Source organism: Stenotrophomonas sp. JC08 (genome assembly GCF_052180205.1).
Lineage (GTDB): Bacteria > Pseudomonadota > Gammaproteobacteria > Xanthomonadales > Xanthomonadaceae > Stenotrophomonas.
This window is the reverse complement of sequence record NZ_CP197473.1, coordinates 1,054,874-1,073,223: the sequence shown is the minus strand read 5'-3', so window position 1 is coordinate 1,073,223 and position 18,350 is coordinate 1,054,874. Positions and strand designations below refer to the sequence as shown.

Annotated in this window: 14 protein-coding genes and 1 pseudogene; 4 read left to right on the top strand and 11 right to left on the bottom strand. The window is 66.9% G+C overall.

What is annotated here, in order from left to right:
- Nucleotides 1-77: 77 nt before the first annotated feature.
- Both greB and ACSBPQ_RS04820 read left to right on the top strand, forming a co-directional pair.
- A complete protein-coding gene (gene greB, locus ACSBPQ_RS04825) occupies nucleotides 78-584 on the top strand; it encodes a transcription elongation factor GreB (protein WP_442683916.1) in 507 nt (168 codons plus the stop codon).
- A gap of 170 nt (nucleotides 585-754) precedes the next feature.
- The gene (locus ACSBPQ_RS04820; RefSeq protein ID WP_442683915.1) at nucleotides 755-1,765 is read left to right on the top strand and encodes a DegV family protein; all 1,011 of its coding nucleotides are present in this window, start codon (nucleotides 755-757) and stop codon (nucleotides 1,763-1,765) included.
- A gap of 69 nt (nucleotides 1,766-1,834) precedes the next feature.
- Here the strand turns inward: ACSBPQ_RS04820 and ACSBPQ_RS04815 are convergent, their stop codons facing one another.
- Complete coding sequence (locus ACSBPQ_RS04815) at nucleotides 1,835-4,000, bottom strand: S46 family peptidase (protein WP_442683914.1); 2,166 nt, start codon at nucleotides 3,998-4,000, stop codon at nucleotides 1,835-1,837.
- Between the two features lie 151 nt (nucleotides 4,001-4,151).
- Between ACSBPQ_RS04815 and tdh the strand changes: the two genes are divergently transcribed.
- The gene (gene tdh, locus ACSBPQ_RS04810) at nucleotides 4,152-5,174 is read left to right on the top strand and encodes an L-threonine 3-dehydrogenase (protein WP_442684515.1); all 1,023 of its coding nucleotides are present in this window, start codon (nucleotides 4,152-4,154) and stop codon (nucleotides 5,172-5,174) included.
- A gap of 292 nt (nucleotides 5,175-5,466) precedes the next feature.
- On the opposite strand, the gene ACSBPQ_RS04805 is transcribed toward tdh, so the two are convergent.
- The 5 genes and pseudogenes from ACSBPQ_RS04805 to ACSBPQ_RS04785 all read right to left on the bottom strand — a co-directional run bounded on the left by ACSBPQ_RS04805 (nucleotide 5,467) and on the right by ACSBPQ_RS04785 (nucleotide 10,134).
- Nucleotides 5,467-6,216: a TorF family putative porin gene (locus ACSBPQ_RS04805; RefSeq protein ID WP_442683913.1), complete on the bottom strand. Its 750-nt coding sequence runs from the start codon at nucleotides 6,214-6,216 to the stop codon at nucleotides 5,467-5,469.
- A gap of 109 nt (nucleotides 6,217-6,325) precedes the next feature.
- On the bottom strand, nucleotides 6,326-7,366 hold the full coding sequence (locus tag ACSBPQ_RS04800) for a sulfate/molybdate ABC transporter ATP-binding protein (protein ID WP_442683912.1): 1,041 nt from the start codon (nucleotides 7,364-7,366) through the stop codon (nucleotides 6,326-6,328).
- 2 nt (nucleotides 7,367-7,368) lie between these two features.
- A pseudogene (gene cysW, locus ACSBPQ_RS04795) lies at nucleotides 7,369-8,244 on the bottom strand (sulfate ABC transporter permease subunit CysW); the annotation flags it as partial.
- A gap of 68 nt (nucleotides 8,245-8,312) precedes the next feature.
- The gene (gene cysT, locus ACSBPQ_RS04790) at nucleotides 8,313-9,155 is read right to left on the bottom strand and encodes a sulfate ABC transporter permease subunit CysT (protein ID WP_442683911.1); all 843 of its coding nucleotides are present in this window, start codon (nucleotides 9,153-9,155) and stop codon (nucleotides 8,313-8,315) included.
- A gap of 4 nt (nucleotides 9,156-9,159) precedes the next feature.
- A complete protein-coding gene (locus ACSBPQ_RS04785; protein WP_442684514.1) occupies nucleotides 9,160-10,134 on the bottom strand; it encodes a sulfate ABC transporter substrate-binding protein in 975 nt (324 codons plus the stop codon).
- Nucleotides 10,135-10,498: 364 nt separating this feature from the next.
- Here ACSBPQ_RS04785 and kbl point away from each other — a divergent pair, with 364 nt between their 5' ends.
- Nucleotides 10,499-11,713, top strand: a complete 1,215-nt coding sequence (kbl, locus tag ACSBPQ_RS04780) for a glycine C-acetyltransferase (RefSeq protein ID WP_442683910.1) — start codon at nucleotides 10,499-10,501, stop codon at nucleotides 11,711-11,713.
- 66 nt (nucleotides 11,714-11,779) lie between these two features.
- Here the strand turns inward: kbl and ACSBPQ_RS04775 are convergent, their stop codons facing one another.
- The 5 genes from ACSBPQ_RS04775 to ACSBPQ_RS04755 form a co-directional block, all read right to left on the bottom strand.
- Nucleotides 11,780-12,088 (bottom strand): hypothetical protein, encoded by a 309-nt coding sequence (locus tag ACSBPQ_RS04775; protein ID WP_442683909.1) that lies wholly within the window; start codon nucleotides 12,086-12,088, stop codon nucleotides 11,780-11,782.
- Nucleotides 12,089-12,278: 190 nt separating this feature from the next.
- Nucleotides 12,279-12,764, bottom strand: a complete 486-nt coding sequence (locus ACSBPQ_RS04770; protein ID WP_442683908.1) for a hypothetical protein — start codon at nucleotides 12,762-12,764, stop codon at nucleotides 12,279-12,281.
- 269 nt (nucleotides 12,765-13,033) lie between these two features.
- Nucleotides 13,034-15,619 (bottom strand): ATP-dependent chaperone ClpB, encoded by a 2,586-nt coding sequence (gene clpB / locus ACSBPQ_RS04765; RefSeq protein WP_442683907.1) that lies wholly within the window; start codon nucleotides 15,617-15,619, stop codon nucleotides 13,034-13,036.
- A gap of 188 nt (nucleotides 15,620-15,807) precedes the next feature.
- Complete coding sequence (locus ACSBPQ_RS04760) at nucleotides 15,808-16,632, bottom strand: DUF3014 domain-containing protein (protein ID WP_442683906.1); 825 nt, start codon at nucleotides 16,630-16,632, stop codon at nucleotides 15,808-15,810.
- Between the two features lie 59 nt (nucleotides 16,633-16,691).
- Nucleotides 16,692-18,290, bottom strand: coding sequence for a hypothetical protein (locus tag ACSBPQ_RS04755; RefSeq protein ID WP_442683905.1), 1,599 nt, complete (start codon nucleotides 18,288-18,290; stop codon nucleotides 16,692-16,694).
- Nucleotides 18,291-18,350 lie beyond the last annotated feature (60 nt).

Below are 18,350 nucleotides of genomic sequence, written 5' to 3'. Positions count from 1 at the left end.
GCAGCTTCAGCCATCCATTGGCCTTGCGCAAGAATCCGGGGCTACCATGCCGGCACCTTGAAGAACGTGTTCTGTAAATGAGCCGCTGGCGTCCTCCTGCTGAAAAAAGCACTGCGCTGATCACCGCGCAAGGCCATGCCCGCCTGAAAAGCGAACTGGACGAGCTGTGGCGCCAGCGCCGGCCCGAAGTGGTCAAGGCGTTGGCGGCCGCCGCCGCGGAAGGCGACCGCTCGGAGAACGCCGAATACACCTACCGCAAGAAGCAGCTCGGCGAGATCGACCGTCGCGTGCGCTACCTGAGCAAGCGGCTGGAAGTGCTGCGGGTGGTGGATACACCGCCCAGTGATCCGGCGGCGGTGTTCTTCGGCGCGACGGTGGAACTGGAGAACGTGGACTCCGGCGAGATCCATCTGTATCGCATCGTCGGCCCCGACGAGACCGATGCGGCCAAGGGCTGGATCAGCATCGATTCGCCGCTGGCGCGCGCACTGCTGAAGAAGCGCGTGGATGACGAATTCAACGTCGAACTTCCCGCCGGGCCGCAGACATTCGCGCTGCTGTCGGTCACCTACGGAAGTACCTGAAAGGCGGCCAATCCGCGCAGTTCCAACGTACGCATGCGCATGCATACCTGGCATCCGCATCGTGGAATCAAGCACCTGCATCCTCCCGCCGCGACCACACCTGCCCGCCATTGACCCATGCGCGCGCGGCATGCAACGTCCCCGGCCTGGAGATCATCAAGGGAATGGGAATGCAGATGCTTGAACCGGAAACCGCCACGCTGGAAGTCGCCACCGCCCGCAGCACGCGTCAGCCGGCACGGACCGGCATCGTCATCGATGCCTCCTGCGATGTGGGCCCGGGCCTGCTTGCCAGCCCGGATGTGGCGGTGATCCCGATTCCGATCCGGATCGGCAACAGCACCTACATCGACCAGCACGATGCCGAGGCCACCGCCCGCTACATGCGCGAGAACGCCAACGGCGAAGGTGCCTCCGGGCAGTCGCTGCCGCTGGACGCGACGCAGATGAGCAGCCTGTTCCTGGAGCACTTCGCGCTGGACTACGACTCGGTCTACTGCCTGACCATCACCGCCACCCGCAGCCCGATCTTCGAGGCCGCCAGCCACGGCAGCGTGCTGGCGACCAGCGCCATCCGCAGCGCGCGGCAGGCCAAAGGCATCCTGCGCCCGTTCCAGTTCCGGGTCATCGACACCCGCAACATGTTCGCCGGCTCCGGTATTCCGGCGATGGCATTGCAGGACATGCTGCAGGCGCGGATACCGGCACGTGACATCCGTGGCGCGCTGTTGCGCATCATCGACGCCACCCACACCTATTACGTTCCCGACAACCTGGGCTATGCCCGCGCCCGTTCCCGTGTCCGCGGCGACCGCAGCATCAGCCTGGCCAGCGTGCTGCTGGGCGGCGCGCTGGACATCAAGCCGATCGTGCTCGGCCGGCAAGGCGATACCCGCCCGGTCGGCAAGTACCGCGGCCGCAGTGAGGCCTGGGCGCGCCTGCTCAGCTTCGCTGCCGCACAGGTACACCGCGGGCTGCATACCCCGCACCTGATCCTGTCCTATGCCGGTGCGCTGCAGGAGCTGCAGGCCGCTCCGGCGCTGGACGCACTGCGCGTGGCCTGCAACGAGCACGGCGTCAACCTGCATGTGCTGTCGATGAGCATCACCGGCATGATGAACATCGGCCCGGGCGGACTCACCCTGGCCTTCGCCGGCGATACCCAGGGCCACCAGCCCTGATTGCCACGCCATGAACAGGAAAGCCCGGGCGATCCCCTGCCCGGGCTTTCGATGCGGTACCGCCGAGGCTTACTTCGAGGCGGCGTCCATTTCCTTCAGCAGCTGCGGCGCCGGCGCCACTTCCTGCATGATCCAGCGCATGTAGCGCTCGTCCACCGAGATCATGCGGGTCATCACCGGGTCGAACACCCAGTTGCTGGCGACCGACTCCCAGATGCCGTCAAACGCCAGACCGACCAGGCGGCCGTGCGCGTCCAGCACCGGCGAGCCGGAGTTGCCGCCGGTGATGTCCAGATCCGACAGGAAGTTCACCGGCACGCTGCCGATGCGCGAATCCTCCAGACCACCGTACCGCTTGGCCTTGACCGCTTCCAGCAGCGCCTTGGGCGAATCGAACGGATCGGCGCCGGTTTCCTTGGCGACGATGCCTTCCAGATCGGTGAAGGCCGGCTGCTGCGTGCCATCCAGACCGGTGTAGCCCTTCACGTTGCCGAAGGTGATGCGCAGCGACAGGTTGGCGTCCGGATAGACGAACTCGCCCTTGCTCTTCTTGTAGTCGGCGATGGCCTGCAGGAACAGCGGCCGCGCCACCAGCTCCTCGCCCATGCGCAGCTTGCGCTGGTGCTCCAGCTCCAGCAGCGCCGGCATCACCGCCACCGCGTACTGGATGGCCGGATCGGTGCTGGTCTCGAACGCGGCCTTGTCGGCGTTGAGCCACTTCAGGCGCTCGTCCAGGTTGCCCAGCGTGGAACCGTCCAGCCGCGCCACCGCCGCATCCACGGCCTTGGCATCGCTGCCGCCGACCCAGCGGTCGAACGCCGGCAGGCGCTGCGCGGCGGGCAGCTGCACGTACTGCTGCAGCCAGTACTGCTGGAAATGGCGGTCCATCGCCGCCACGTAGCGGCGGTCCATCTGCTTCAGGCCGCCCTCGATGGTCGGCAGGTCGCGCTCCTGATAGCCCTCTTCGCGCTGCGCGTCCGGCTTGGCCTTCTCGATCGCCAGCCGGTACAGGCGCACGGCGGTGCCCAGCGTGCCGGTGCGGTTGAGCATGGCCAGGTCCAGATCACGCGCCTGGTTGGCGCGGGCCTGCTGGCCCAGCGCCTGCAGCTGCGCGTAGGCGTCCAGCGCCGGCTTGCCGGCGTCCCCCTGGCCGCGCAGCCACTCCAGCACCGCGGCCTCTTCCTTCTGCTTGTGGGCCAGCACGTTGTTGCGCTTGAAGCCGTCCAGCTGGCCGTCGTAGTTCTTGCTGGTGTTGTTCCAGCCGGCCATGCTGGCGGCGTACTTCACCGCGATGTCCTTGTTGTCCTTGCTCGCCGCCTCGACCAGCGCGATCTGGTCCTTGTAGGCCTTGGCGATGGTCGGGTAGCTCCAGTTGGCGGTGTTCTCGAACTCGCTGACCAGCGCGTAGCGGTCGGTACGGCCCGGGTAGCCGGCCACCATCACGAAATCACCCTCGCCCAGCGGCTGGTTGGCCAGCTTCAGCCAATGCTTGGGCTGGTACGGCACGTTGTCGGCGGCAAACGCGGCCGGCTTGCCGTCCTTGCCGACATAGGCGCGGTAGAACGCGAAGTCGCCGGTGTGGCGCGGCCACATCCAGTTGTCGATATCGCCACCGAACTTGCCGACGCTGCCCGGCGGTGCATAGGCCAGGCGCACGTCGCGGATTTCCATGTTCTTGAACAGGCGGTAGGTGTTGCCGCCGGAGAAGCTGTACAGCTTGCAGCTGTAGGCGTCGTCGACCTCGCACTGGGCGATGGCCTGCTTCTCGAACGCTTCCAGCGCCTCGGTGCGCTTGAGCGGGTCGTTGCCGGCGGCGGCGATGGCGGCCCTGGCCTGCTGGGTGACATCGGTGATGTCATCGAGCACGTAGATGCGCGCGTTCGGGCCGGCGCTCAGTTCGTCGCTGAGGGCCGGTGCGTTGAAGCCGTCGGTGATCAGGTTCTTCTCGGCGGTGGAGTTGAGCTGGATCGCACCGTAGGCACAGTGGTGGTTGGTCACCACCAGCCCCTGCGGCGAGACGAAGCTGGCGGTGCAGCCACCCAGCGCCACGACCGCGCCCATCGGGTCACCGGTCAGGTTGCTCAGCTGCAGCGGATCGAGCTTCAGCCCGGCTTTCATCAGCGGCCCGGCGATCTCCGGCAGCTGCTGCGGCACCCACATGCCCTCGGCGGCCTGCGCGGTATGGGCCAGGCCAAGGCCGGCGACGACGGAAAGAGCAAGGAGGTTCAGACGCATGCAGGTGTCCCCGAAGAATGGAAGGCCCGATTGTAGCGGTTGCAACTGTCACCGTTCCGCATGATCGGCCGGCTGCAGGCAGTTTCGAACGAAAGCATATAATCGGCGGCACATTCCACACCGCGGTTTTCCGGCAATGACACAGAACACGATGCGCGCGCTGGTCAAGCGCGAAGCGGCCAAGGGCATCTGGATGGAGGAGGTGCCGGTCCCGGTGCCGGGCCCCAACGAGGTGCTGATCAAGCTGGAGAAGACCGCCATCTGCGGCACCGACCTGCACATCTACCTGTGGGACGAGTGGAGCCAGCGCACGATCAAGCCGGGGCTGACCATCGGTCACGAATTCGTCGGCCGCATCGCGCAGATCGGCCCGGGCGTGACCGGCTATGAGCTCGGCCAGCGCGTCTCGGCCGAAGGCCACATCGTCTGCGGCCATTGCCGCAACTGCCGTGGCGGCCGCCCGCACCTGTGCCCGAACACCGTCGGCATCGGCGTCAACGTCAACGGCGCCTTTGCCGAATACATGGTGATGCCGGCATCCAACCTGTGGCCGATCCCGGACCAGATCCCGTCCGAGCTGGCCGCGTTCTTCGACCCCTACGGCAACGCCGCGCACTGCGCGCTGGAGTTCGACGTGATCGGCGAGGACGTGCTGATCACCGGTGCCGGCCCGATCGGCATCATCGCCGCGGGCATCTGCAAGCACATCGGTGCGCGCAACGTGGTGGTCACCGACGTCAATGATTTCCGCCTGAAGCTGGCCGCCGACATGGGCGCCACCCGCGTGGTCAACGTCGCCAACACCTCGCTCAAGGACGTGATGGCCGAACTGCACATGGAAGGCTTCGACGTCGGCCTGGAAATGAGCGGCAACCCGCGCGCCTTCAACGACATGCTCGACTGCATGTACCACGGCGGCAAGATCGCCATGCTCGGCATCATGCCCAAGGGCGCGGGCTGTGACTGGGACAAGATCATCTTCAAGGGTCTGACCGTGCAGGGCATCTACGGCCGCAAGATGTACGAGACCTGGTACAAGATGACCCAGCTGGTGCTGAGCGGCTTCCCGCTCGGCAAGGTGATGACCCACCAGCTGCCGATCGACGACTTCCAGAAGGGCTTTGACCTGATGGAACAGGGCAAGGCCGGCAAGGTCGTGCTGAGCTGGAACTGATCCGCATCGGGTGACAACCGAAAGGCGCCGCACGGCACCTTTCGCGTAGATGCAGGAGCCATGGCGTTCGAAGGCATTCGAAGGCGTCTGCAGGAGCGGCGCAAGCCGCGAAACTATTGGCCGTCAGATGGCATGAGTGCCTGCCATTTCCCCCGGCTTCGCGGCTGACGCCGCTCCTGCAAAAACAGCAACAGGACCCGCTTCGCGCTTCCGTGGTCGCTCCGGCAGACAGCGGCGGGGCATGAAAAAGGCGCCTTGCGGCGCCTTTTTCCTTGCAACCATCAACCCGGGATCAGGGCACGTCCACCGACACGGTGAACACCACGCCCGGCTTGTAGGTGTCCGAATCGCGGCGCAGCGACGGCGCGTCCGAACCGAAGGTGTCGTAGTAGCCCAGGGTCGCGGTGGCCGGGCCGAACGCCTTGGACACCGAGATCGAGCCGTCGTAGTAGTCCTCACGGCGCGGCCATTCGTCACCGTCGGCCTTGATGGTGGTGTAGCCGGCCGAGGCGCCGATCGAGAAGCCGCTCTCGCCGATGTCGTAGCTGGCTTCCAGCCCCGTGTAGGTCTGCTCGGCGCCGCTGTTGCTGTAGTCGTCGGTGTAGCCCAGCAGGCCGCTGACGGTCACCGGGCCGGTCCAGGTGACCTTGGCCAAGTATTCGTTGTAGTCGATATCGCCGTAACCGCTGGAGGCGCCTTCGTAGGTGTAACGGTTCACACCCAGGTCCAGGTTCCAGCTGTCGGACAGGTCCTTGCTCCAGCCGATGTTGTAATCGACTTCGAAATTCGGGCCGCCGTCGCCAAAATCGACGTTCGAGCCCCACACGCCCACGTACAGGCCGAACGGTGCGCTGTAGCTGGCCCCGGCCTGGAACGCCGGGCCGTTGTCGGTCTGCGACACGCCACGGAACACGTAATCGGTGGTGACCGTTGCGTTGAAGCTGAACGGGGAGGCGGTTTCCTCGCTCTCCTGGGCGCTGACGGCAAACGGAACGGACAACAGGGCGGCACAGGCAACAGCAACAAGGCGCTTGTTGTGCATCAGGGGACTCTCCAGGAAGTGGGGGATATCGAAACCGCAGCGGCTCCGATTCACGAATTTTTAATCATATCGATATTGCATTGCAACAATATCGATCCCCACCCCGGATTCAGCCTCCCGCAACCGGGAACACGCCGTAGCGGCGCACCTGCAGATGCACGGTGCTGCCGGGCGCATAGGCCGGGGCCGCGGCCGGCAGTTCCAGCTCCAGCTCCGAGGCGTCGGCCTCAAGTCTTGCGCGCAGCCGGACCTTGCCACCACTGCGCTGCAACGCAGTTACCGTGGCCGGCCAGCCGCCCTCGCCCACCGCCAGATCCTCCGGTCGCACATAGAGCTCCACCGCTCCCTCGTCGGCGCCGGTCGGCGGTACGGCCAGGCTGTCGCCGCCCACCAGCAAGCGGCCATCGCGCAGCTGCGCCGGCACCCGGTTGGCTTCGCCGACAAAGCCGTAGACGAACGGCGATACCGGGCTGTCGTAGACCTCGCCGGGGCTGCCGACCTGCTCGATGCGGCCACGGTTGAGGATGGCGACGCGGTCGGCCAGCTCCAGTGCCTCTTCCTGGTCGTGGGTGACAAACACCGTGGTCAGGCCGGTGCGGTCGTGCAGTTCCCGCAACCAGCGACGCAGGTCACGCCGAACCTGTGCATCCAGTGCGCCGAACGGCTCGTCCAGCAGCAGCACCCGCGGCTCGATCGCCAGCGCGCGTGCCAAGGCCACGCGCTGGCGCTGGCCACCGGACAGCTGCGCCGGGTAGCGCCCGCCTAGGCCATCGAGCTGTACCAGCGACAGCAGCTCCTGCACGCGTGCATCGATGCGCGCCTTCGGCCAGCGCTCGGCGCGGCGTCGCACTTCCAGTCCGAAGGCGATATTGCCGCGCACGTCCAGGTGCCTGAACAGCGCGTAGTGCTGGAACACGAAGCCGGCCCGGCGCGCCTGCACGCTCAGCGTGGTGGCATCCTCGCCATCGAACAGGATGCGGCCCTGCTCCGGCTGCTCCAGCCCGGCGATGGCCCGCAGCAAGGTGGTCTTGCCCGAGCCGGAAGGCCCCAGCAGCGCCAGCAGCTCGCCGCTGCGGATATCCAGGCTCACGCCATCGAGTGCGGGAAACGCGCCATAGCGCTTGCCCAGGTCTTGGATACGGATATTCATCGTCATCTCGGCCGGTGCGCGGCGGCCAGCGATTGGCCGTGGCGCCATTCCAGGAAGGTCTTGAGCACCAGCGTCAGCAGCGAGGCCGCCGCCAGCAGCGAGGCGCAGGCGAAGGCGGCGCTGTAGCTGCCGTACTCGTTGTAGAGGTTCTCCACGTGCAGCGGCAGCGTGCTGGTACGGCCACGGATGCTGCCGGACACCACCGACACCGCGCCGAACTCGCCCATCGCCCGTGCACTGCACAGCAATACCCCGTACAGCAATCCCCAGCGGATGTTGGGCAGGGTCACCTTCCAGAACATCTGCCAGGCGCTGGCGCCCAGCGTCAGCGCGGCCAGTTCCTCGTCACTGCCCTGCTGCTCCATCAGCGGCATCAGCTCGCGGGCGATGAACGGCACCGTGACGAAGGCGGTGGCCAGCACGATGCCCGGCAGCGCGAACACGATGCGCGGCAGCCGCAGCAGCACCTCGCCCAGCACCGGCAACTGCAGGCGGATGCCGTCCTCGATCAGCGGCCATACCCAGGCATCGCGCCCGAACAGCAGGATCAGCGCCAGTCCCGCCACCACCGGCGACACCGAGAACGGCAGGTCGATCAGGGTCACCAGCCAGCGCTTGCCGGGAAAGCGGTGCTTGCTGACCAGCCAGGCCGCGGCGATACCGAACACCAGGTTCAGCGGCACCACGATCGCCGTCACCAGCAGGGTCAGCCGCACCGCCGCCAGCGCATCGGGCGTGGTCACCGCCTGCCAGAACACCTGCACGCCGCCGCGCAGCGCCTCGATGAACACCAGCAGCAGCGGCAGCAGCAGGAACGACAGCAGGAAGCCGAGCGCACCGAGGATCAACAGCCACTGCACCCAGCGCGGCTCGCTGGTGACCGGACGTGGCGCGCGCACCGCCACGCTGTCCGTCACCGGCAAGGCCAGCCCCAACGTCTGCCCGCTCATCGCGCACCCCGCCGTTGCGCCCACAGCTGCACGCTGTTGACCAGCAGCAGCACCGCGAATGACAACAGCAGCATCGCCACGGCAATGGCGGTGGCACCGGCATAGTCGAAGCCGTCCAGACGCATGGTGATCAGCAGCGGCGCGATCTCCGTCACCCCGATCAGGTTGCCGGCGATGAAGATCACCGAACCGTATTCACCCACGCCACGCGCGAAGGCCAGTGCGAACCCGGTCAGCATCGCCGGCCACAGCCCCGGCAGCACCACCCGGGTGATCGTCTGCCAGCGGCTGGCGCCGAGCGTCGCGGCGGCTTCTTCCAGCTCACGCTCGGCCTCGGCCAGCACCGGCTGCACGATCCGCACCACGAACGGCAGGCCCACGAACACCAGCGCCACAAACACGCCCAGCGGCGTGTAGGCCACCTTGATGCCGGCCCCTTCCAGCCAGCGGCCGATCCAGCCTTGGCCGCCATACAGCGCCGTCAGCGCAATGCCGGCCACCGCGGTGGGCAGCGCGAACGGCAGGTCGATCATCGCGTCGAACAGCCGCCGGCCCGGAAAGCGGTAGCGCACGAACACCCATGCCAGCCAGGTGCCCATGAAGGTATTGAACGCCGCCGCCGCCAGCGCCGCGCCAAAGCTCAGGCGCAACCCTGCCAACACGCGCGGCTCGCTCCACGTCTGCCAGATGTTGCCCAAGCCGAGATGGGCGGCCTTGAAGGCGATGCCCAGCATCGGCAGCAGCACGATCAGGCCCAGCCAGAACATGGTGATGCCCAGCCCCAGGCCGAAACCGGGGAGCACGCGGCGCGCGCGTGGCGATGACAGGACGGCACTCATGCGTTCACCTGGCCGCCTGGATCTGGTCGAACACGCCGCCATCGGCGAAATGCTCGGCCTGCGCCTGCGCCCACGAACCGAAGGCGCTGCGCACGGTCACCTGCCGCACCGGCTGGAAGCGTGCCAGCTCGCGCGGATCGACCCGTTCCGGATAACGCGGGCGGTAGTAGTGGCGCGCGGCAATGCGCTGGCCCTCGGCCGTATACAGGAACTCGAGGTAGGCCTGTGCCACGGCGCGCGTGCCATGACGGTCGACATTGCGGTCCACCAGCGCCACCGGCGGCTCGGCCAGGATCGATTGCCTGGGCATCACGATCTCGAAACGGTCCGGGCCCAGTTCCTCCTGCACCAGGAAGGCCTCGTTCTCCCAGGCCAGCAGCACATCGCCGATGCCACGCTGGACGAAGGTGGTGGCGGCACCGCGCGCGCCGGTATCGAGCACCGGCACATTGCGGAACAGCGCGGTCATGTATTTCAGCGTGCGCGCCCGGTCGCCCTTGAAGATGTGCTCGCCATACGCCCACGCCGCCAGATAGTTCCAGCGCGCCCCGCCGGAGGTCTTCGGGTTCGGCGTCACCACCGACACCCCGGCGCGCAGCAGGTCCGGCCAGTCACGGATGCCTTTCGGGTTGCCCTTGCGCACCAGGAACACGACCGTGGAGGTATACGGCGCGCTGTGCCCGGGCAGCCGCGACTGCCAGTTGGCCGGCAACAGCCGGGCCTGCTGCGCGATCGCATCCACGTCGTAGGCCAGCGCCAGCGTCACCACATCGGCCTCGATGCCGTCGATCACCGCGCGCGCCTGCTTGCCGGAGCCGCCATGGGAGGTCTCCACGGTGACGGTATCGCCACGGGTCCGCTGCCAGTGCCGGGCGAAGGCCGCGTTGATATCGCGGTACAGCTCGCGGGTCGGGTCATAGGAAACATTGAGCAGCTGCACGTCGGCGGCCAGGGTCACGCCGGCAATGCAGGCCAGCATGAACGCCAGCAAGGCGCTGCCGGTGCGGGAAACAACCAGACGCCTCATGCACCGCCTCCGCCAGAGAAAGCCCGCAACCGCGGGAACACAGCCCTTCCATCGTCACCCGCCACGGCCGCCGGCAAAGCGCCGCGCAGGTACGCAATCCTGATCCTGCTTCCAGCCCCCGGCAAGATGCCGGACGTATACATGCACGGGGTCATTACAGGGCTCGGGGCGGACGATCGGGCCACCGATGCTGCAGCTGCACACCCGGCGGGAGAAATGACTTGGAATGTGGCGCTTATAGCTGTTGCGCATGAAGCCAGCGCCAAACCGGCCGGCCGGCTAAAATCACGGCTCCTTTCTGCCGCAAGACCCTGCCATGACTTCTACCGCGACCGCCTCCCCGCTGACCCGGCACTACGCCGAGGAACTGGATGCCATCCGTGCGCAGGGCCTGTTCAAGTCCGAACGCATCATCACCAGCCCGCAGTCGGCGCAGATCACCCTGGACGACGGCCGCACGGTGCTGAACTTCTGCGCCAACAACTACCTGGGCCTGGCCGACCACCCGGACCTGATCCAGGCCGCCAAGGACGCGCTGGACAGCCACGGCTTCGGCATGGCCTCGGTACGCTTCATCTGTGGCACCCAGGACCTGCACAAGCAGCTGGAAAAGCAGATCGCCGACTTCTTCGGCAAGGACGACACCATCCTGTACGCGGCCTGCTTCGACGCCAACGGTGGCCTGTTCGAGCCGCTGCTCGGCGAGCACGACGCGGTGATCTCCGATTCGCTCAATCACGCCTCGATCATCGACGGCGTACGCCTGTGCAAGGCCAAGCGCTTCCGCTACGCCAACTGCGACATGGCCGATCTGGAAGCGCAGCTGCAGGCCGCCGACGCGGCCGGCTGCAAGACCAAGCTGATCACCACCGACGGCGTGTTCTCGATGGACGGCTTCATCGCCCCGCTGGACGAAATCACCGCGCTGGCGAAGAAGTACAACGCGCTGGTGCATATCGACGAATGCCACGCCACCGGCTTCCTCGGCGCCACCGGCCGCGGCTCGGCCGAAGTGAAGGGCGTGCTGGACAAGATCGACATCATCACCGGCACCCTGGGCAAGGCCATGGGCGGCGCGCTGGGCGGCTTCACCTGCGCCAGCGTCGAGGTGATCGAGCTGCTGCGCCAGCGCTCGCGCCCGTACCTGTTCTCCAACTCGCTGCCGCCGCATGTGGTCGCCGCCGGCATCAAGGCGTTCGAGATGCTCGCCGCCGCCGATGACCTGCGTGCCACGCTGCGCGAGAACACCGCCTACTTCCGCGAAAAGATGGTCGCCGCCGGTTTCGACGTGAAGCCGGGCGAGCATCCGATCAGCCCGGTGATGCTGTACGACGCACCGCTGGCGCAGAAGTTCGCACAGCGTCTGCTCGAGGAAGGCATCTACGCGATCGGCTTCTTCTTCCCGGTGGTGCCCAAGGGCCAGGCCCGCATCCGCACCCAGATCAGCGCCGCGCACAGCCGCGCCCATCTGGATCAGGCCATCGACGCATTCACCCGGATCGGCCGGGAGCTGGGCGTGATCAAGGACTGATCACCGCCCCACAGCAACAGAAAAGGCGCCGTCACCGGCGCCTTTTTCCTGCCTGCGGCAAGCCGCTCAGTTCTTGCCGGGCTTGGCCGGCTTGGCCGCTTCCGGTACCGCCGCCGGGGCGCCCTTGGCCACGCGGATGCCGTTGGCCTTCATCCATGCATCGAACTGGTCGGCGCTCATCCGCGTCTCGCCCTGCTGCATCAGGAAACGGTAGTTGCCCAGTGCGTCTTTTTCCGCGGCCGGCGCTTCCACCGTCACCGTGATCGGCTTCTCTTCGGCCTTGGCCACCGGCTTGCCGGAGGAGGCACAACCGGCCAACAGCGCGACAGTGGCGAGCGACAGGGCGATACCCGCTGCACGAAGGAACGAAGCCATGGTGACAATCCCGTGAAAAACGAAGATCGAGTCTAATCCATAACTTCAAGGAGTCCATATATCCCTTTGGAATATATGGAATAACAGTGTGACGCCCCTCTCATCCCAGGCTCCGGAAAACAAGACGCCCGCACCGGTTGCCGGTGCGGGCGCAAGGGATCATCGGGTGGGCAGCAGCCCGCGCCTGACCTTACTTCACCTCGGGCGCGGGTTCCGCAGCGGGTGCTTCCGCCGCAGCCGGACGCGCCTTGACCACACGCACACCGCGCGCCTTCATCCAGGCATCGAACTCTTCGGCGGTCATGCGCTTTCCGCCCTGGCTCATATCGAAGCGCCACGGCGTGTTGTCGAACTCGGTCTGCGGTTTGTAGGCGGCCGGGTCGTTGGCATTGATCGCCGGGCGCGCCGGCATCGCACTGGCCACGTTGTTGCAGCTTTCAACCCGCAAGCGCATCAATACCTGTTCCAGCGACTGCCCGTCATTGAAACCGGAACTCAGCACGCCGACCGGCATGCCCAGCTGCCCCTGGCGGGCATACAGCTCGTTGGCCACCGGAGCGACAACCGCCGCCGGCAGCGGTGCGGGCACCACGGCACTGGCCGAGCAATCGACGGCGGCCTGGGCGGCGGGGACGACAAACAGACCAAACACACCGGCCAGCGCGATACGCAACATGCTCAATTCCATGCGAATAGGAGATCGCCGCGAGTGTAGGCAGCCACCGGGGTGCTTTCAACCGTCTGTCCACATCTGCCCCGGAGCAGCAGGGATACGCATGGCAAATTGTGACGCCGGTGCGCAAACGCAATGTGCGCCGGTGTGCCGGCAAGCCGCGCCGGGGCCATGGAAGTCATCGCCGGCAGGTGCCGGGGCCTCCTTGCCCATCCGGCATGGCGTGGCACGGAACGGGGAACAGCCCCGTCCCGCGCCCGCCTTTTCTGTCGTCAGCCCTTGCCGAACTGCAGCTGGCTGCCGCCGGCGTCCACCTTGATGGTGTCGCCGCTGGCGAACTCGCCGGCCAGGATCTTCTGTGCCAGCGGATTTTCCAGCTGCTGCTGGATCGCCCGCTTCAGCGGACGCGCGCCGTAGACCGGGTCGAAGCCGACGTTGCCCAGCAGGTCGAACGCGGCATCGCTCACCTCCAGCGTCAGCCCGCGCTCGCCCAGCCGCTTCTCCAGCCCACGCATCTGGATGCGCGCGATCTGCTTGATCTGCTGCTTGTCCAGCGGATGGAACACGACGATGTCGTCCAGCCGGTTGATGAACTCCGGACGGAAGTGCGCCTGCACCACGCCCATCACCGCCGCCTTCATCTGCGTGTAGGCCTCCGGGCTGTCATCGCCGCTCATGTCCTGGATCTGGTGCGAGCCCAGGTTGGAGGTCATCACGATGACGGTGTTGCGGAAGTCCACGGTGCGGCCCTGGCCGTCGGTCAGGCGGCCATCGTCGAGCACCTGCAGCAGGATGTTGAACACATCCGGATGGGCCTTTTCCACCTCGTCCAGCAGGATCACGCTGTACGGGCGACGGCGCACCGCCTCGGTCAGGTAGCCACCCTCCTCATAGCCCACATAGCCCGGCGGCGCGCCGATCAGCCGCGAGACGCTGTGCTTCTCCATGAACTCGCTCATGTCGATGCGCACCATCGCGTCGGGCGAATCGAACAGGAAATCGGCCAGCGTCTTGGTCAGCTCGGTCTTGCCCACGCCGGTCGGTCCCAGGAACAGGAACGAGCCACTCGGGCGATTCGGATCGGACAGCCCGGCGCGCGAACGCCGCACCGCATCGGAGACAACGCGGATCGCCTCTTCCTGGCCGACCACGCGGTTGTGCAGCATGTCTTCCATGCGCAGCAGCTTGTCGCGCTCGCCTTCGAGCATCTTGCTGACCGGGATGCCGGTCCAGCGCGAGACGACCTCGGCGATCTCCTCGTCGGTGACCTTGTCCTGCACCAGCTTGAAGTCCTTGCGCTCCATTTCCTGCGCGGCGGCCAGCTGCTTTTCCAGATTGGGCAGCACGCCATACTGGATCTCGCTCATCCGCGCGAAATCCTGGCGGCGCTGCGCCGCTTCCAGCTCCAGCTTGGCCTTCTCCACCTGCTCCTTGATCCGGGTGGCGCCCTGCAACGCGGCCTTTTCCGACTTCCAGATCTCGTTGAGGTCGGAGAACTCGCGCTCCAGCGTGTCGATGTCCGCCTCCAGATCGGCCAGCCGCTTGCGCGAGGCCTCGTCCTTCTCCTTCTTCAGCATCTCGCGCTGGATCTTGAGCTGGATCAGGCGGCGTTCCTGGCGGTCCAGCTCCTCCGGCTTGGAGTCGATCTCCATGCGGATGCGCGAGGCCGCCTCGTCCATCAGGTCGATGGCCTTGTCCGGCAGCTGGCGGTCGGTGATGTAGCGGTGGGACAGCGTCGCCGCCGCCACCACGGCCGGGTCGGTGATCTCCACGCCATGGTGCACCGCGTAGCGTTCCTTCAAGCCACGCAGGATGGCGATGGTGTCTTCCACGCTCGGCTCGCCGACGAACACCTTCTGGAAGCGGCGCTCCAGCGCGGCGTCCTTCTCGATGTACTGGCGGTACTCGTCCAGCGTGGTCGCGCCGATGCAGTGCAGCTCGCCGCGTGCCAGCGCCGGCTTGAGCATGTTGCCGGCATCCATCGCGCCGTCACCCTTGCCGGCGCCGACCATGGTGTGCAGTTCGTCGATGAACAGGATGATCTGGCCTTCGTTCTTGGCCAGGTCGTTGAGCACGCCCTTGAGCCGCTCCTCGAATTCGCCACGGAACTTGGCGCCGGCGATCAGCGCGCCCATATCCAGCGACAGCACGCGCTTGCCGCGCAGGCCCTCGGGCACTTCGTCGTTGATGATGCGCTGGGCCAGGCCTTCGGCGATGGCGGTCTTGCCGACGCCGGGTTCGCCGATCAGCACCGGGTTGTTCTTGGTGCGGCGCTGCAATACCTGGATGGTGCGGCGGATCTCCTCGTCACGGCCGATCACCGGATCGAGCTTGCCGCTCTCGGCACGCGCGGTCAGGTCGATGGTGTACTTCTCCAGCGCCTGGCGCTGCTCTTCGGCGTTCTCGCTCTGCACGGATTCTCCGCCACGCAATTTGTCGATCGCCGCTTCCAGCTTCTTCCTGTCGGCACCGGCGGCGCGCAGCGCCATGCCGGCCGCGCCGCCGTCATCGGTGGCGGCCAGCAGGAACCACTCGCTGGCGATGAACTGGTCGTTGTGCTGCTGGGCCAGCTTGTCGGTGGTGTTGAGCAGGCGGCTGAGGTCGTTGCCCATCGACAGGTTGCCGGCCTGGCCGGACACCTTCGGCAACGCCTCCAGCGATTCGCCCAGCCGCTCGCGCAGCAACGGCACATTGACGCCGGCCTGGGCCAGCAGCGGCCGGCTGCTGCCGCCGGGCTGGTCGAGCAGCGCGCTGAGCACATGCACCGGCTCGATGATGTTGTGGTCGCGACCGACTGCCAGGGATTGCGCGTCTGCCAGCGCCTTCTGGAAATTGGAGGTGAGCTTGTCCATCCGCATGGGTGTTCTTCCTCGATAACAGGGGCCGGCACTGCCGGCGATACTGGATCAGATGCGGTTGCCGCCGCGTGATTCAAGGCCGCCGTCCGCCGCAGTTCAGCCGCGGCAACGGCTACCTCCAGTATTTCCAGCACACAGGCGCCGGCCTTGATCCGGCACAAACCGCGCTCGGGCGGCTCAGCCGCGGGTCAGCCGCGGGTCAGCGCGGCCCGCAGCGTGCGCAGCTGCTGCTTGACCACCCGCGCCTGCTCCCCATCCAGCCGCAACAGCGCCTTCTGCCCGACCGAGCGCGCCTGCAGGTCCGGATCGACAAAGCGGTAACGGCCGCGCTCATCGCGCTCCAGCAGCAGCGGCTTCGCCGGCTCGGGGGTCTGCAGCAGGTGATCGATCACCGCGACCAGGCGGTCGTTGAAGTGCCCGTCCGGGTGCCCGACGTCACGCCAGGCCTGCTGGATCAGCGGATAGAAACGCCGGTACGCCGCCGCCAGCGCCGGCATGTCGGCCTGGCTGAAAGCCCCCACGTACACGCGGTAACGCAGCGCATTGGCAGCGGCCAGTTGCAGACCATCGTCCTGCGTGGATTCCACCGCCAGCACGCCGGCCACCGGCCGCAACGCCATGGCCGAAGCCGGCAGACTGGGCTGGGTGAGATTGTCGATGTGCACCACCACGCGCTGGATCAGGTGCTCGCGCAGCAGCAGGGCCAGTGCATCGGCGGGCAACAGGTCGTGCAATGCCTGCAGGGCGCTGGCGTCGCTGTCGGCCAGCGCCGGCAATGCCGGATCGGCGGCATCACTGCCCGACAGCGGATAGCGCGGTGCCGCTGGTTCTGCCGGCGCCGTGCCGGACGGCGATGCGGCATCCACCGCAGCCGGCCCGGCAGGCGTGTCTGCTGCCGGTGCCGGAGACGGCCGCATCTTCTGCAGGTTCTCCTGGAACAACCACGCCCCCGCACCGCCCAGCGCCACCACACCGACCACCACCCACGGCCACACCGCGTTCCCTTTCTGCATCACCACCACCTTCGAATACATGTGGAGGTATGACCAGCGCCGGCGCCGGGGGTTCCCCGCTATTGCCTCCCGGCAGCAGCAGACGGCTTCTGCAGCGACAGCAATGCCAGCATTGCCGCCAGCGCCACATAGGCACCGGCGAACTGCCAGCTGATGATCCGCGGCAGGCCTTCGAGCAACCACGGCAGGTGGATGCCACCGCGCGGATCCACCGAATGGATCAGGCCGAACAGGGTCAGCCCGGCGGCGATCAGCATCAGCAGCGCGCCGCGTCGCAGCTGGCCATCGATCATCGCCACCACCGTGGCGATCCACAGCATCGCGGTGATGATGAAGCCGTTGCCAAGGGTGAAGATCACCGCCAGCTCCGGCAGGCCATGGCCATCGATCTGCGTGGTCAGTTCGAGCAGTCGATCCGGCGCGATCCAGCCCGGCGCCTTGATCGCCAGCAGGTAGGCCACCGACGGCAGGAAGCCGAACACCATCGCCCCGGCATGTTCACGCGGCGTGGCCTGGAACGCCTGGGTGGTGATGTCGATGGCGACGTAGACGATGATCGGCGCCAGCACCGCCAGCGGCAGCCATTGCACCAGCCCGGAAATCACCCCGAGCATGCCGCCGATCCCGATGAACAGACCGGTCAGCAGCGTGTAACCGCTGCGCGCGCCCATGTGCTTGTACGCCGGCTGGCCGATATAGGGCGTGGTCTGTGCCACCCCGCCGCATACCCCCGCCACCAGCGTGGCCACCGCCTCGACCAGCAGGATGTCGCGGGTGCGGTAGTCGTCACCGGCCGCGCGTGCGCTTTCGGAAACATTGATGCCGCCGACCACCATCAGCAGGCCGAACGGCAGCAGCAGCGGCAGGTAGTCCATCGCCGCCGGCAGCCCGTCGATGAAGCCCAATGTCGGCAGCGGCAGCACCACCTGCGGCGGCGTCCACTGCGGCAGGGCAAAGCCCGGTGCGCCCAGACCGGCCAGGCCCAGTCCGTAATACAGCGCGGTACCGACCACGAACGCCACCAGCACGCCCGGCGCCCGCACCGGCAGCCGGCCCTTGGCGATCAGCACATACAGCAACAGCCCGAGGGTGACGAAACCGGCCACCGGAGAGCGCAACGTTTCCAGCAGCGGCAGCAGGCCCATCAGCACCAGTGCGATACCGGCGATGGAGCCGAGCAGCGCGGCACGCGGCAGCGCGCGGGTCACCGCCTCGCCGAAGAACGACAGCACCAGCTTCAGCACACCCATGATCACCAGTGCCGCCATGCCCAGCTGCCAGGTGGCGATGGCCGCGGGGTGCGGCTCAATGCCCTGCTGCTTGAAGCCGACGAAGGCCGGGCCGAGCACCAGCAGCGCCATGCCGATGCTGGTCGGCGCATCCAGTCCCAGCGGCATCGCGGTGACATCCTCGCGCCCGCTGCGCACCGCCAGCCGCCGCGCCATCAGCGTGTACAGCAGGTTGCCGACCAGCACGCCGAACGCGGTACCGGGGAACATGCGCCCGAACACCACCTCGGCCGGGAACTGGAAGATGCCGACCAGCGCCATCGCGATGAAGCCGAGGATGGACAGGTTGTCCACCACCAGGCCGAAGAAGCCGTTGAAGTCACCGGCGACGAACCAGCGCGGACGCAGGGAAGCGGAAGTGGAAGCCATGAAGTAGACCGGAAAGGGAAGAAACCATGCCGGCCAGGGACGCAGCGACGGCGCCCCTGG